This is a genomic window from Cupriavidus sp. 10L43_2 (assembly GCF_056395265.1).
The window spans coordinates 18,531-34,420 of record NZ_JBFTJE010000022.1; the positions used below are offsets into that span (position 1 = coordinate 18,531).

Genomic DNA, 15,890 nt, shown 5'->3' on the forward strand with positions numbered 1-15,890 from the left:
GGACCGCATCGGCCCCTGCCCTTGCTGCACCGCAGTTCCCGGCCCGCGCGCTCCCGGACCCCGCCGCGTTGGCACAGCCTTCGCGTGCCCGGTCAGAATCGGCGCGCAGCGGCGCCACGGCCAAGGACCTGTGACGTGCGAATCTGCCAACTGAACCTGACCGATTCCCGAGCGGTGGACCCGGAAGCGCTCGCGCGCACCGCCACACTCGGTTTCAACCATGTATTGCTGGCCGGCTGGGCCATTCCCCATATCCGCCCCGACATCCTGGCAGCGACCTTTGCGGCGTGCCGGTCACATGGGTTGCTTCCCTTGCTCGATCTCGCCCTCGACCGCTTTCCGGCCGAGGCGGCAGGCATGCACGATGGCTGGGTCGACCATGCCCGCCCCGGCGGCAGCCCGGATGCCACGGACAGCCACCTGCCCGGCGTGCGGCTGCGCTGGTACGACGAGGGGCTCGCCCCCGCGCTGGTGGCCTGGTGGAGCGCCCAGATCCGCGAAGCAATCGATGCCGGCGCCGCCGGCTTCTGTTGCCGCGCCCCGTCGCGCGTGCCGGGCCGGCACTGGGCGGAGATCATCGAGACCGCCGGGCGGAGCAGTACTGACAGTACTGAGAACGGCGGCGAAGATCCCGTGTTCCTGGCCTTCACCCCCGGTACCAACCCGCAACAACTGGCCGACCTTGCCACCGCGCCGTTCGACGGCGCGTTCTGCTCGCTCCCGTGGTGGGACTACCGCAGCGCGTGGCTGACCGAGGAGATGGCGCGCCTGCGCGACTTCGGCCGCGTGCTGGCCGCGCCCTCGCTGGCGCCCGACGGCACCGACGTGCTGGCCGCCCGCCGCGCGCTGTGGACCGCCGCCGCCATCGGCGACGGGCTGATGGTGCCGGCCGGCTTCGAGACCGGCGCCCATGGCAGCGCGCCCCTTGATACCGCCCCCGAGGCGCAGTCCGATGGCCATCCCGATGACATCGTCGATGCCCCCTACGACCTCACCCACGAGCTGATCCAGTGCAACGCCTGGCTGGCCGCGCGTGACCCGGCGCCGGCCGTCGCGGTCCGGCAGGTGAGCGGCCCGGACGCGCCGCTCACCGTGCTGGCCCGCCTGCCGCGCCACCTCGCCAATGGTTCGAACGGCGCCACCGGCCCCGCTGCGCTGCTCGTGGTGCTGAACCCCTGCCCGATCGAGCCCGCCTCGTTCGGCGCGGACCGCGTGCTGAGCGCGCTGCCGCAGGCCGCCGCCACGTTGCAATCGGCCGATGGCGGCCCCGGCGGCACGCTGGACGCCGCCCACCAGCTCGACCCCAGCGCGACGATCACGCTGGCACCGGCCGATATCCGCCTGTATGAAGCGCTGCCGGTCAGCGCGCAGCCCCGCGCGCGCCGCAATGGCAGCGGCAATGGCAATGGCAATCACCGCAAAGCCATCGACCGCGATCTGGCCACCGCCATGCAGGCGCCGCGCGTGGCCATCGAGAACCTGGCGCCCTCCGCCGACCACGGCCGCTTCGCCGTGCGCCGCACGGTGGGCGAGCGCGTGGAGGTCACCGCCGATATCTGGATGGACGGCCACGACAAGCTCGCCGCCGCCGTGCTGTGGCGCGCGCCGGGCGAGCAGGTCTGGCGTGCCTCGCCGATGACCCCCGTCATCAACGACCGCTGGCGCGGCAGCTTCCCGATCGTGGCGCTGGGCCGCCACGAGTTCACGGTGGAAGCATGGCGCGATACCTTCGCGAGCTGGCTCGACGAGATCGGCAAGAAACGCAAGGCCGGCGTGGACGTGACGCTGGAGATCGAGGAAGGCGCCCGGCTGGTGGCCGCCACGCTGGACACCCCCGAAGGCAGCGCCATCCCCGATGCCGGCGCCCTGCTGGCCGAACTGAAGGCCGCCGCCGGCGACGACGCCCTGCGGCTCGAAATCCTGCTCTCCCCGCGCACCGAAACCGCCATGCACGCCGCCATGGACACCCCCGGCGGGCGCCCGTTCGTCAGCCGCTACCCCACGGCGATGCCGGTGGAGGCAGACCGCCTCGCCGCCCGCTTCGCGAGCTGGTACGAGCTGTTCCCGCGCTCGGAAAGCGGCGATGAAAATCGCCACGGCAACTTCGACGATGTGATCCGCCGGCTGCCGGCCATCCGTGCGATGGGCTTCGACGTGCTCTACTTTCCGCCGATCCACCCCATCGGCCAGGCGCACCGCAAGGGCCGCAACAACAGCCTCAAGGCCGAGCCGGGCGATGTGGGCAGCCCGTACGCCATCGGCAGTACCGAAGGCGGCCACGATGCCCTCCACCCGCAACTCGGCACGTTCGAGGACTTCCAGCGCCTGCGCCGCGCCGCCGCCGACCACGGCCTGGAACTGGCGCTCGACTTCGCCATCCAGTGCTCGCCGGACCACCCGTGGCTGCGCGAGCACCCCGAGTGGTTCTCGCACCGTCCGGACGGCTCGCTGCGCTACGCCGAGAATCCGCCCAAGAAGTACGAGGACATCGTCAATGTCGATTTCTACGCGGCCCCGCCCGGCGGCGAGCATCTCTGGCAGGCGCTGCGCGACGTGGTGATGTTCTGGGCCGACCAGGGCGTGCGCATCTTCCGGGTGGATAACCCGCACACCAAGCCGCTGCCGTTCTGGGAGTGGATGATTGCCGACGTGCGCGCCAAGCACCCGGACACGCTGTTCCTGGCCGAAGCCTTCACGCGGCCCAAGATGATGGCGCGGCTGGCCAAGCTCGGGTTCTCGCAGTCGTACACCTACTTCACCTGGCGCAACACCAAGGCCGAGCTGACCGAGTACATGACCGAGCTGACGCAGAGCCCGCTGCGCGAGTTCTACCGTCCGCACTTCTTCGTCAATACGCCGGACATCAACCCGTTCTACCTGCACGACGGCGGACGCCCGGCGTTCCTGATCCGCGCGGCGCTGGCGGCGCTGCTCTCCGGGCTCTGGGGCATGTACAACGGCTTCGAGGTCTGCGAGGGCGCGCCGCTGGTGCTGAACGGCGTGGAACGCGAGGAATACCTCGACTCCGAGAAGTACCAGATCCGCGTGCGCGACTGGAACCAGCCCGGCAACATCGTGGCCGAGATCTCGCGGCTGAACCAGATCCGCGCCAGCCATCCGGCCCTGCAGGATCATCTGGGCGTGCGCTTCTACCACGCCAGCGACGACGCGGTGCTGTACTTCGCCCGCTACGTCCCGGCCGAGCCCGGGGGCCCTCCCGGAGGCCCCACCTTCGGCAGCGACGTGCTGCTGGCCGCCATCAGCCTGGACCCGCGCGCGCCGCGCGAATCCACGATCGAACTGCCGCTCTGGGAGTGGGGCCTGCCCGACCACGGCGCCCTGCAGGCCGAAGAGCTGATGTCCGGTCGCCGCTTCACCTGGACCGGCAAGGCCCAGCGCATCCGCCTCAATCCGCATGAACTGCCGTTCGCCCTCTGGCACGTCCGGCCCCAACAACAAACCGGAGATACGGCATGAAGCGCGCATCCGACCGCGTCAGCGCCGCCCTGCTCAACGCCGACCCGCTCTGGTACAAGGACGCGGTCATCTATCAACTGCACATCAAGTCGTTCTATGACGCCAATGGCGATGGCGTCGGCGACTTCGCGGGCCTGCTGGCCAAGCTCGACTATCTGGTCAACCTCGGCGTGGACACCATCTGGCTGCTGCCGTTCTACCCCTCGCCGCGCCGTGACGATGGCTACGACATTGCCGACTACCRCAGCGTGCACCCCGACTACGGCACGCTGACCGAGGCCCGCCGCTTCGTGGCGGCAGCCCACGCGCGCGGGCTGCGCGTGATCACCGAACTGGTGATCAACCACACGTCCGACCAGCACCCGTGGTTCCAGCGCGCGCGCAAGGCCAAGCCCGGCTCGGCCGCCCGCAACTACTACGTGTGGTCCGACAACGACCAGTCCTACGCCGGCACGCGCATCATCTTCTGCGACACCGAGAAGTCGAACTGGAGCTGGGACGCCGAGGCCGGCGCCTACTTCTGGCACCGCTTCTACTCGCACCAGCCGGACCTGAACTTCGACAACCCGCAGGTGCTCAACGAGGTGCTGAGCGTGATGCGGTTCTGGCTCGACATCGGCATCGACGGCCTGCGGCTGGACGCCGTGCCCTATCTGGTGGAGCGCGAAGGCACAACCAACGAGAACCTGCCCGAGACGCACGAGGTCATCCGCAAGATCCGCAGCCACCTGGACGAGCGCTACGCCGGCCGCCTGCTGCTGGCCGAGGCCAATATGTGGCCGGAAGACGCCCAGCAGTACTTTGGCGGCGCCAGCGGCGGCGGCACGGCCGACACCACCGGCGCGGCCAGCCCGGACGGCGGCGTGGTCGGCGACGAATGCCACATGGCCTTCCACTTCCCGCTGATGCCGCGCATGTACATGGCCATCGCCCGGGAAGACCGCTTCCCGATCACCGACATCATGCGGCAGACCCCCGAGGTGCCGCCGAACTGCCAGTGGGCGATCTTCCTGCGCAACCACGACGAACTGACGCTGGAGATGGTCACCAGCAGCGAGCGGGACTACCTGTGGGAGGTCTACGCCTCCGACCGCCGCGCGCGCATCAACCTCGGCATCCGCCGCCGGCTGGCGCCGCTGATGGAGCGCGACCGCCGCCGCATCGAGCTGATGAACAGCCTGCTGTTCTCGATGCCCGGCACGCCGGTGATCTACTACGGCGACGAGATCGGCATGGGCGACAACATCCACCTCGGCGACCGCGATGGCGTGCGCACGCCGATGCAGTGGTCGCCGGACCGCAATGGCGGCTTCTCCCACGCCGACCCCGAGCGGCTGGTGCTGCCGCCGCTGCAGGGGCCGCTGTACGGCTACGAGGCCGTCAACGTCGAAGCCCAGAACCGCGACCCGCACTCGCTGCTGAACTGGATGCGCCGCATGCTGGCCCTGCGCCGGCAGCATCACGCCTTCGGGCGCGGCACGCTGCGCTTCCTGTTCCCCGGCAACCGCAAGGTGCTGGCCTATCTGCGCGAGTTCGATGGCGAGCACATCCTGTGCGTGGCCAACCTGTCCCGCGCGCCGCAGGCCGTGGAGCTGGACCTCTCCCAATTCCAGGGCCGCGTGCCGGTGGAGATGCTTGGCGCCACGCCCTTCCCGGCCATCGGCCAGCTGACCTACCTGCTCACGCTGCCGCCGTATGGTTTCTACTGGTTTGTGTTGAGCGAGGACGCCCAGCCGCCTTCCTGGCACGTGGACGCCCCCGAGCAAATGGCCGATCAAATCACCCTGGTACTCCAGAACAACGCCGGACGCTCGGAACTGACCGAGTCCGCCCGCCGCGCGCTGACCACCGAAGTCCTGCCGATCTACCTCGCCCGCCGGCGCTGGTTCGCCTCCAAGGCGGACCGCATCGAGCGCGTGACCGTGACCTACGCATGGCCGATCGCCCGCGTCGGCAATAACGAGGAGGTCTTCCATTGCGAGGTCGAGGTGGCCCTGCCAGGCCGCACCGAGTGCTACCAGCTACCGGTGGCACTGCTGTGGGACCGCGAGAACACCGAAGGCATGCCGCAACTGATGCACGGCCTGTCCATGGCGCGCGTGCGCCGGGGCAGCCGCGTGGGCGTGGCCACCGATGGCTTCGTGGTGGAGGCCTACGCCCGCGCCGTGGTCAAGGCCATGCGCGACGGCACCGAGGCACCGACCACGCACGGCGTGATCCGCTTCCTGCCCGAGCCAGGGCTGGCCGGGGTGACGCTGGAAGACCAGCCCGTGCAGTGGATGTCCGCCGAACAGTCCAACAGCTCGCTCGCTTACGGCAACAACGGCGTGCTCAAGCTGGTGCGCCGGGTGGCGGGCGGCATCCATCCGGAAGCCGAGATGACGCGCTACCTGACCAGCCAAGGCTACGCACACTCCGCGCCGCTGCTGGGCGAGGTGGTGCGCACCGGCGCCGATGGCACGCCGCACACGCTGATGCTGCTGCAGGGCTACATCCTCAATCAGGGCGATGGCTGGGACTGGACGCTCGACTACCTGAGCCGCCTGATCGACGACGCCATGCCGTCCGAAGACGCCGACGGCGAGTTCGTCGAAGCCATGGCCGGCTATTCGACCATGGTCGGCACGCTGGGCCGCCGTCTGGCCGAGTTGCACGCGGTGCTGGCCCGGCCCAGCGACGAGGCCGCCTTCTCGCCCGAACCCGCCACCGAGGCGCAGGCCGGCGAATGGGCCGAGGAAGCGCTGAAGTCCCTCAACGAGGCGCTCGATCTGCTTGAAGCCCGCCGCCAGAACGCCACCGGCGCCTTCGCCACCGATATCGAGACGCTGGTCGCCGCGCGCGGCAAGCTGCCCAAGCTGGTGGCACGCCTGGCGCAGGCCGCCCCGGGCAGCCTCCAGACCCGCATCCACGGCGATTTCCACTTCGGGCAGGTGCTGATCGCCCAGAGCGACACCTATATCGTCGATTTCGAAGGCGAACCGCGCCAGCCGCTGGCCTTCCGCCGGCGCAAGACCTCGCCGCTGCGCGATGTGGCGGGGCTGCTGCGCTCGCTCGACTATGCGGCGGCCACGGTCGGCACGGACCGGCAGGAGCGCACCCACGCCACGCTGCCGCCCGCGCTGGCGGAGCGCCGCGCCGCGCTGCTGGAGCGCTTCCGCAGCGCCGCCAGCCAGGCCTTCCTGAACTGCTACCAGCAGTCGATGCAGGCCGCGCCGCAGCAATGGGCCGAGCCGGGACAGATGGCGCAATTGCTCGACCTGTTCCTGCTTGAGCGCGCCGCCTATGAAGTGGGCTATGAGGCCGCCAACCGCGTGGCATGGATCGACCTGCCCACGAGCGGGCTGGCCCGGCTCGTCCGCAAGCTGCTGGGAGCCAACGATGGCACGAACTAATAGCGCCACGATGGAACGCACCCCAACGCTGCCCGATGCCGTGATCGACGCGCTGCTGCAGGGCCGGCTGGCCGACCCGTTCGGCGTGCTCGGCCCCCACCGGGACGACCACGGCGTGGTGGTGCGCGCCATCGCGCCGGGCGCCGAATCGGTCTCGCTGGCCGACCGGGCGGGCAAACCTATCGCGCCGATGACCGCGCTGCACCCCGGCGGCGTGTTCGCCGGCCGCCTGCCCGGCACGGAGGCGCCACAACCGGGCGACTACCGCCTGCTGATCCGCTGGCCGGACGGCAACGAGCAATGCAGCGCCGACCCCTACGCCTTCGGCCTGCTGCTGGGCGATCTGGACCTGCACCTGCTCAACGAAGGCCGCCACCTCGAACTCGGCCAGTGCCTCGGCGCGCAATGCCTGACCGTCGATGGCGAAGCCGGCGTGCGCTTCGCGGTGTGGGCGCCCAACGCCCAGCGCGTATCGGTCATCGCCGACTTCAACGGCTGGAACCCGGTGCGCCACCCCATGCGCCTGCGCCACGGCGCCGGCATCTGGGAAGTGTTCATCCCGGAGGCGCTCGGCGCCCACGGCGGCAGCCGCTACAAGTACGACATCATCGGCGCGCAGGGCCACGCCCTGCCGGACAAGGCCGACCCGGTGGCGCTGGCCACCGAACCGCCGCCCGCCACGGCGTCCGTGGTGGCCTGCCGCGGCCACGGCGCCCCGCCATTCCAGTGGAACGACCAGGCGTGGATGGAAAAGCGCGCCAGCGCCGATCCCTATGCCACGCCGATGTCCGTCTACGAACTCCACGCGATGTCCTGGCAGCGCGCCGCCAACGACACCGCGCACGGCTGGGAAATCCTGGCCGACCGGCTGGTGCCCTATATCCGCGACCTTGGCTTCACGCATATCGAGCTGCTGCCGATCACCGAACACCCGTTCGGCGGCTCCTGGGGCTACCAGCCGCTGTCGCTGTTCGCGCCCACCTCGCGACTCGGCCCGCCGGACCAGTTCGCCGCCTTCGTCGATCGCTGCCATCAGGCCGACATCGGCGTGATCCTCGACTGGGTGCCCGCGCACTTCCCCACCGACCCGCACGGGCTGGCCGAGTTCGACGGCACGGCGCTCTATGAGCACCAGGACCCGCGCGAGGGCTTCCATCAGGACTGGAACACGCTGATCTACAACCTCGGCCGCAACGAGGTGCGCGGCTTCCTGCTGGCGGGGGCGGTGCACTGGCTCGAACAGTTCCATGCCGATGCGCTGCGCGTGGACGCCGTGGCGTCCATGCTCTACCGCGACTACAGCCGCGAGCCGGGCCAGTGGGTGCCCAACCGCTTCGGCGGGCGCGAGAACCTGGAGGCCGTGGCCTTCCTGCGCGACCTGAACACCATCGTCCACGAGCGCTGCCCCGGCGCACTGACCATCGCCGAGGAATCCACGGCGTGGCCCGGCGTGACGGCCAGCGTGGCGTCCGGCGGGCTCGGCTTCGACTTCAAGTGGAATATGGGCTGGATGCACGACTCGCTGCGCTACCTGAGCCAGAACCCGATCCACCGCCCCTGGCATCACAACGAGTTGACCTTCGGGCTGGTCTACGCATGGTCGGAAGCCTTCGTGCTGCCGCTTTCGCACGATGAAGTGGTACACGGCAAGGGGTCGATGATCGGCAAGGCGCCCGGGGACGACTGGCAGCGCTTTGCCAACCTGCGCGCCTACTACGGCTTCATGTGGACGCATCCCGGCAAGAAGCTGCTGTTCATGGGCGGCGAATTCGCCCAATGGCGCGAGTGGAACCACGACGAGGAACTCGACTGGCCGCTGCTGGACCAGCCGCTGCACCGTGGCGTGCACTCGCTGGTGCGCGACCTGAACCGGCTGTACCGCGAGCTGCCGGCCCTCCACGCCATGGATCACCGGCCCGAAGGCTTCCAGTGGATTGTCGGCGACGATCACCAGAACAGCGTCTTCGCCTACCTGCGCCGCGCCGCGCCAGACAGCCAGGAGGTGGCGCTGGTGGTCGTCAACATGACCCCGGTGCCGCGCGAGGGCTACCGCCTCGGCGTGCCGTTCGCGGGCGACTGGGAGGAATGCCTGAATACCGATGCCGGCTACTACGGCGGCAGCAACCTCGGTAATGGCGGCCGGGTGGAGGCGTCCCACGCGGCGTCCCACGGCCAGCCGGCCTCGGTCACGCTGACCCTGCCGCCGCTGGCTACGCTGGTCCTGCGCTACCGCCCGCCCCGTTGACACCCCGCTGACACCCTCTGAAAGCTGTCATCACGAGCCACCCAGAATAACCAGAAGAAAGGAGCCATGCACATGGCGATTGCCACGATCGACCGTCTGCTGCCCGGCAAGCCCTACCCCCTTGGCGCGCATTGGGACGGCCTGGGCGTCAACTTCGCAGTCTTCTCCGCCAATGCCACGCGCATCGAGCTGTGCCTGTTCTCCGCCAACGGCCGCAGGGAGATCCACCGCCTGCCGCTGCCCGAATGCACCGACGAGGTCTGGCACGGCTACCTGCCGCTGGCCCAGCCCGGCGCGCTGTACGGCTACCGCGCCTACGGCCCCTACGAGCCGACCCGGGGCCACCGCTTCAACCCCCACAAGCTGCTGCTCGATCCCTACGCGCGGCTGCTGAACGGCCCGGCGCGCTGGTCGGACGCGCTGTTCGGCTACCGGCTCAACAGCCCGCGCGCGGACCTGACGCCCGACCGCCGCGACAGCGCGCCGATGATGCCGAAGGCCGTGGTCGTCGACGAAAGCTTCCACTGGGGCGAAGACCGCCGGCTGGACCGCCCGTGGCCGGAAACCTCGATCTACGAGGTGCACGTGCGCGGCGCCTCCATGCAGCGCGAAGACCTGCTGCCGCACCATCGCGGCACCTTCGCCGCGCTGGCCGATCCGCGTTTCGTCGATCACCTGCACCGGCTCGGCGTGACGGCGGTGGAGCTGCTGCCGATCCACGCCTTCCTGCAGGACCGCTTCCTCGTGGAGCGCGGCCTGCGCAACTACTGGGGCTACAACACGCTGGCGTTCTTCGCGCCGGAGCCGCTCTACCTGTCCGCCAACGAGCTGCACGAGGCCAAGGTGGCCATCCGCCGGCTCCACGCGGCCGGCATCGAGGTCATTCTCGACGTGGTCTACAACCACACCTGCGAAGGCAACGAGCTGGGGCCGACCATGTCCTGGCGCGGGCTGGACAACGCCAGCTACTACCGGCTGATTCCGGGCGACGAGCGCCACTACATCAACGACACCGGCTGCGGCAATACGCTGAACCTCTCGCACCCGCGCGTGCTGCAGATGGTGATGGACTCGCTGCGCTACTGGGTGGAGGCCTTCCACGTGGATGGTTTCCGCTTCGACCTCGGCAGCACGCTGGGCCGCGAGGCCACCGGCTTCGACCCCGGCGCGGGCTTCTTCGACGCCCTCCTCCAGGACCCGGTGCTGTCGCGCGTGAAGCTGATCTCGGAGCCGTGGGACCTCGGCCCCGGCGGCTATCAGGTAGGCAACCATCCGCCCGGCTTTGCCGAATGGAACGACAAGTTCCGCGACAACGTGCGCCGCTTCTGGCGTGGCGATGCCGGCCAGCGCGGCGAACTGGCCGCGCGGCTCACCGGCTCGGCGGACCTGTTCGACCGCCGCCACCGCAAGCCGTGGGCCAGCGTCAACTTCATCACCGCGCACGATGGCTTCACGCTGGCCGACCTCGTCAGCTACAGCAGCAAGCACAACGAGGCCAACGGCGAGGACAACCGCGACGGCAACGACGACAACGCCAGCGCCAACTGGAGCCCGGACGGCAGCGTGGAAGGCCCCACCGACGACGAGCAGATCCTCGAAACCCGTGGCCGCGTGGCCCGGGCGATGATGGCCACGCTGCTGCTCTCCCAGGGCACGCCGATGCTCACCGCCGGCGACGAATGGGGCCGCAGCCAGCAGGGCAACAACAACGCCTACTGCCAGGACAGCCCGCTCTCGTGGCTGAACTGGGAGGACGCCGCCAACCCCGCCAACGCGCCGATGATGGCCTGCGTGAGCCAGTTGCTGGCGCTGCGCCGACAGGTACCGATGCTGACCGAGAACCGCTTCGTGCACGGCCGCTCGCGCCCGGCGCCGGGCGTGCCGGACATCGCGTGGTTCGGGGCCGATGGCAACGAGCTGTCGCCCGAGCAGTGGGCCAATGGCGAAGATCGCACACTGGCGCTGCGCCGCGCCACGCCCGGCAACGGCGAGGACGAGGTGGCGGTGATGCTGCTGTGCCTGAACGCCGGCAACGACGACGTCACCTTCCGCGCGCCGGCCCCAGGCGAGGACTGGCGCGTGCTGTTCGACAGCGCCGCGCCGGATGCCGGCGAAAGCCCGCTTGCGAACGGCGACGACGGCCAGCCCGGCTACACCGTGGTGGCCCACAGCGTGGCGCTACTGCTGGCCAGCGTGCCAAGGGTTCGCAATGAAGACGTCCGCAAAGAGGAACCCCCGCGATGAGCCACGACACCGACGCCCTGCAGCGACTGGCCGAACGCGCCGGCCTGCAGACCCAGTGGCGCGATGCCTGGGGCCGGCCCCAGGCCCTTACCGAGGACGCCCTGCACGCGGTGCTGGCCGCGCTCGACCTGCCCTGCGACACGCCCGGCGCCTGTGAATCCTCGCTCGCGCGGCTCGCCGCCGACGACGCATCCCACCCGCTGCCGCCGCTGCTCACGGCTGATCAGGGCCAGCCCGTGACCGTGCGGTGGGCGCACACGCTGGCGCAGCGCCCCTATCGGCTCGAACTGGAGGATGGCCGCGTGATCGAGGGCATCGCCCAGCGCAATGCGGACGGGCTGATGGAAATCCCCCCGGTCGCGGACTGGGGCTACCACCGCCTGCTGCTCGGCGATCTGGCCACCACGCTGGCCGTGGCGCCACCGCGCTGCTACGGCGTGGCCGATGCACTGTCTGCCAACCCATCCGCCAACCCGCGCGCGGTACATGCGAGCAAGCCGTGGGGGCTCTCCGTGCAGCTCTACGGCCTGCGCCGGGGGGCGCCCACCGGGCTGGGCGATCTCACCACGCTGGCCCTGACCTGCGAGGCGGCCGCGCGCGAAGGCGCCGACGCCGTCGCCATCAACCCGCTCCACGCCGGCTTTGCAGCGCTGCCGGCGCGCTACAGCCCCTACGCGCCGTCGAGCCGGATCTTCCACAACGCGCTCTACGCCGACCCCGCCGCCGTGTTCGGGCAGGACGCGGTCGATCAGGGCATCGCGGCGTTGAACATCGGCCACCGGCTGGCCGCCGCCGAGGCGCGCGACGAAATCGACTGGCCCACGCTGTCCGTGGCACGCCATGCGCTGCTGCGCTGGCTGTGGGACCGCCATGACACCCTGCTCAGCACGGACGCCCAACAGGCCTTCGCCGCCTTCCGCGCGCGCGGCGGCAGCGGGCTGCTGGCCCACGCCTGCTTCGAGGCCATCCAGGCCAGCCTGCTGGCGCAAGCCAGCAATGACGGGGATGACGCGCGGCGACAAGCGGCATCCGACTGGCGCCAGTGGCCGGTCACCCTGCGCTCGCCGGACAGTTCGGCGGTGGCCGCCTTCGAGACCCAGTTTCCGCAGGAGATCGGCTATCACGCCTTCCTGCAATGGCTGGCCGCGCACGGGCTGGACACCGCGCAGCACCGCGCGCGCGCCGCCGGCATGGCCGTGGGACTGATCGCCGACCTCGCCGTGGGCACCGATCCCGGCGGCAGCCACGCGTGGATGCGCCAGACCGAGATCCTCAACGGCTTCCACGCCGGCGCGCCGCCAGACGTCTACAACCCGCTCGGGCAGGACTGGGGCGTGGCGGTGTTCTCGCCGCGCGGGCTGCGCCGCAACGGCTACGCCGCCTTTATCGAGATGCTGCGCGCCAACCTCGCCCATGCCGGCGGGCTGCGCATCGACCACGTGCTGGGGCTGGCGCGGATGTGGCTGGTGCCGGCCGGCGCGCCGGCCACGGCGGGCGCCTACCTGACCTATCCGCTGGATGACCTGTTGCGGCTGGTGGCAATCGAGTCGTGGCGGCAGCGCGCCATCATCATCGGCGAGAACCTCGGCACGGTGCCGGAGACGCTCAACACGGCACTGGCCGCGCGCGGCGTGATGGGCATCGACGTGCTGTGGTTCGAACGCCAGCCGGCGGACGAGGATGCTGCCGAAGACACCGACACCCCCGCCCCGTTCCTGCCGCCCGAGCAATGGCCCGCGCAGGCGGTAGCCACCACCACCACGCACGACCTGCCGACCATCGCCGGCTGGTGGGCCGGCCACGACATCGCCTGGCGCGCGCGGCTGCATCAACTGGGCGAGGGGGAGACCGAAGCCGGCCTGATGGCGATGCGCGCCGCCGAGCGCACGGCGCTGTGGCAGGCCATGTGCGCGGGCGGGGTGGTCGATGGTGCCGAGCCCGACGCGGCGTCCGCCCCCGTGGAAGCGGTGCTGCGCTGGCTGTCCCGCGCGCGGACCCCGCTACGGCTGGTGCCCGTGGAAGACCTGCTGGGCGCCGCCGAGCAGCCCAACCTGCCCGGCACGGTGACCGGGCACCCCAACTGGCAGCGCCGGCTCGACGCCGATGTGCGCGAGCTCTTCGATCATGCGGACGTGCGCGTGCGCGTGGCGGCGGTGCGGGGGGATGGTTGAGATGGGCGTGGTCGGTAGGGGGGCGCCGTCCCTCTCCCCCGCCCCTCTCCCGGAGGGAGAGGGGAGAAAACCCTCGGTGGTCTCCCCTATCGCCCTCGGAGAGAGGAGAAAACCCTCGGTGGTCTCCCCTCTCCCCCTCGGAGAGGGGAGAAAACCCTCGGTGGTCTCCCCTATCGCCCTCGGAGAGGGGAGAAAACCCTCGGTGGTCTCCCCTCTCCCCCTGGGAGAGGGGCCGGGGGAGAGGGGCGGCGCATCAAGCCACCCACCACGCTCACCCCGCCCCATCCCCCGCCAGCGCCCGGCACAGCGTCTCGATCGACAGCGGCTTGACGAGGTGCTCATCGAAGCCGGCCGCCAGCGTGCGCTTGCGGTCGTCCGACGTGCCGTGCCCGGTCAGGGCGAAGATGCGCGGGCCGGTGCCATCGGCATTGGCGGTGTTGGCCGGATCGGGCCGCAGCACCGCCAGCACCTCGAAGCCGTTCATGTCCGGCATCTCCAGGTCGAGCAGCACCACGTCCGGGGCGAAGTCGCGCACCAGTTCCAGCGCCTGCATGCCGCTGTAGGCCGGCCGGGCGTCGTGGCCGAGCACGGTCAGCAGTTCGGCCATGCTGTCGGCGGAGTCGGCGCTGTCATCCACGATCAGGATGCGCAGCCCGGTGCAATCGGTGGCGGTTGCGCGCGGCACGGTGGCGCCGTCCATTTCCACCTCCGGCAGGATCACGGTGAAGGTGCTGCCGCGCCCCGGCCCGCCGCTGCTGGCCTGGATGGCGCCGCCATGCGCTTCCACCACGGCGCGCGCCAGCGCCAGGCCGATGCCGAGCCCGCCGCGCTCGCCATCATCGCCCTCCTGCGCGAACAGGTTGAAGATGCGGTCGAGCGCCTCCGGCGCGATGCCCTTGCCCGAGTCGCCAATCGCCGTGATCACGTTGCCACCCTCGGTGGTCATGTGGATCGAGACGGCGCCGCCACGCGGCGTGTACTTGGTGGCGTTGCTCAGCAGGTTCGAGAGCACCTGCCCCAGCCGCCCGGCATCGGCATTGACGAAGACCGGGCCAGCGGGCAGCGTGAGCGAGAGGCTCTGCCCCGCCGCGTCCAGCGCGGGCCGGATGGCCTCCACCGCAGACGTGACGATGTCGTTGACCATCGTCGGCACCGGCTGCACCTTGAGCTTGCCCGTGGTGACGCGGCCCACGTCCATCAAATCGGCGACCAGCCGCGTCAGCAGTTGCAGCTGGCGGCCGATGATTTCGGCGCAGTGGCGGATGCGCGTGTCCGTCGAGGGCGTCAGGCGGATCACGTCCACGGCGTTGCGGATSGGCGCCAGCGGATTGCGCAGCTCGTGGGCCAGGATGGCGAGGAAGGCCTGCACGCGCCGGCCGGCGCCCTCCAGTTCCTCGAGCCGGGCCATGTCAGACATATCGCGCGCGGTCCACAGGATGCCGACCGGGCAGCCGCCGGCGTCGCGCAGCAGCGCCTGCCGGATATGGCAGCGCACCAGCATGCCGTCCTGCCGCTGCAGGCGCGCCTCGCCGGTCCACTGGCCGTTGGTGCGCACCTCGCCCAGCGTGGCGAGGTCATGGCCGCTGGCCACGTCCTGGCGGGAATACAGCAGCGAGACCGGCCGGCCCACCGCCGCCTCCGGGCTGTAGCCGAACAGCGCCGTCGCGCCGGCATTCCAGACGCGGATCTCGCCATCGAACCCGAGTTCGCAGACTGCCTGCTCGTGCAGCGTGTCGAGCAGTTGCTGGTGGCGCGCCTCCACCTCCCGGGCGCGTTCCTCGGCGGCGTAGCGGATGGTGATGTCGCGGTAGACCACCGCGAAGCCGTCCGGGGCGCCATCGGCGTAGTTGATGGCCTGGATCACCACGGCGGCGTAGAACGCGGTGCCGTCGCGGCGCACGCGCCAGCCGCGTTCCTCGGCCCGGCCCAGCGTACGGGCGGTGTCCAGCAGGCGCGCGGGCTCGCCGGACTGGATCGATTCGGGGGTGTGGAAGCGGGCGAGCTGGCAGCCGGTCACCTCGTCGGCGGTGTAGAGCAAGGCACGTTCGGCGGCCTCGGACCACGTGCGCACGCAGCCCTCGGGCGTGAGGTCGAAGATGGCGACGTCATCCAGCGCGGCGAGCCAGGCACTCGCGCGCGGAGCAAGGGGCGCCGTGTCATGCATGGCGCCTGCGGCGGCACGGGCCCCCTCACCCATGGATGCGAGGCCCGGCATCTGCCGATCCGGCATAGGAACTCCCTCTCTTATGGCGCAGTCGCGGCTATTCTTGGAAGCCAACCTGGAGGGACCGGGGGATGGCGGTTATCCCGGCCCGTAGGTGGGAGCACGACTCCCGCCGGCGTGAGCACCGGCGCTTTCAT

Annotated in this window: 6 protein-coding genes; 5 read left to right on the plus strand and 1 reads right to left on the minus strand. The window is 70.5% G+C overall.

Going from position 1 to position 15,890, the window contains the following annotated elements; translation table 11 throughout:
- Positions 1-135 precede the first annotated feature (135 nt).
- From AC1DEL_RS24410 to malQ, 5 genes are all read left to right on the plus strand, one after another.
- Positions 136-3,477 (plus strand): maltotransferase domain-containing protein, encoded by a 3,342-nt coding sequence (locus tag AC1DEL_RS24410; RefSeq protein ID WP_477126298.1) that lies wholly within the window; start codon positions 136-138, stop codon positions 3,475-3,477.
- Positions 3,474-6,869 (plus strand): maltose alpha-D-glucosyltransferase, encoded by a 3,396-nt coding sequence (gene treS / locus AC1DEL_RS24415; protein ID WP_477159204.1) that lies wholly within the window; start codon positions 3,474-3,476, stop codon positions 6,867-6,869. The genes AC1DEL_RS24410 and treS overlap by 4 nt, the downstream gene beginning before the upstream one ends.
- Positions 6,856-9,114 carry a 1,4-alpha-glucan branching protein GlgB gene (gene glgB / locus AC1DEL_RS24420; protein ID WP_441592559.1) on the plus strand — a complete coding sequence of 753 codons (2,259 nt, stop codon included), beginning with the start codon at positions 6,856-6,858 and terminating at the stop codon, positions 9,112-9,114. The genes treS and glgB overlap by 14 nt, the downstream gene beginning before the upstream one ends.
- A 72-nt stretch (positions 9,115-9,186) precedes the next feature.
- On the plus strand, positions 9,187-11,358 hold the full coding sequence (glgX, locus tag AC1DEL_RS24425; RefSeq protein WP_092301400.1) for a glycogen debranching protein GlgX: 2,172 nt from the start codon (positions 9,187-9,189) through the stop codon (positions 11,356-11,358).
- Positions 11,355-13,529, plus strand: a complete 2,175-nt coding sequence (gene malQ, locus AC1DEL_RS24430; RefSeq protein WP_477126299.1) for a 4-alpha-glucanotransferase — start codon at positions 11,355-11,357, stop codon at positions 13,527-13,529. Before glgX ends, malQ begins: the two co-directional genes overlap by 4 nt.
- Positions 13,530-13,800: 271 nt before the next feature.
- Here the strand turns inward: malQ and AC1DEL_RS24435 are convergent, their stop codons facing one another.
- Positions 13,801-15,693 (minus strand): hybrid sensor histidine kinase/response regulator, encoded by a 1,893-nt coding sequence (locus AC1DEL_RS24435; RefSeq protein WP_477110063.1) that lies wholly within the window; start codon positions 15,691-15,693, stop codon positions 13,801-13,803.
- Between the last annotated feature and the right edge of the window lie 197 nt (positions 15,694-15,890).

Bases quoted from the DNA above. Each gene is read 5' to 3' on its own strand.
- glgB (WP_441592559.1), top strand. From the start codon at position 6,856: ATGGCACGAACTAATAGCGCCACGATGGAACGCACCCCAACGCTGCCC.
- glgX (WP_092301400.1), top strand. From the start codon at position 9,187: ATGGCGATTGCCACGATCGACCGTCTGCTGCCCGGCAAGCCCTACCCC.
- malQ (WP_477126299.1), top strand. From the start codon at position 11,355: ATGAGCCACGACACCGACGCCCTGCAGCGACTGGCCGAACGCGCCGGC.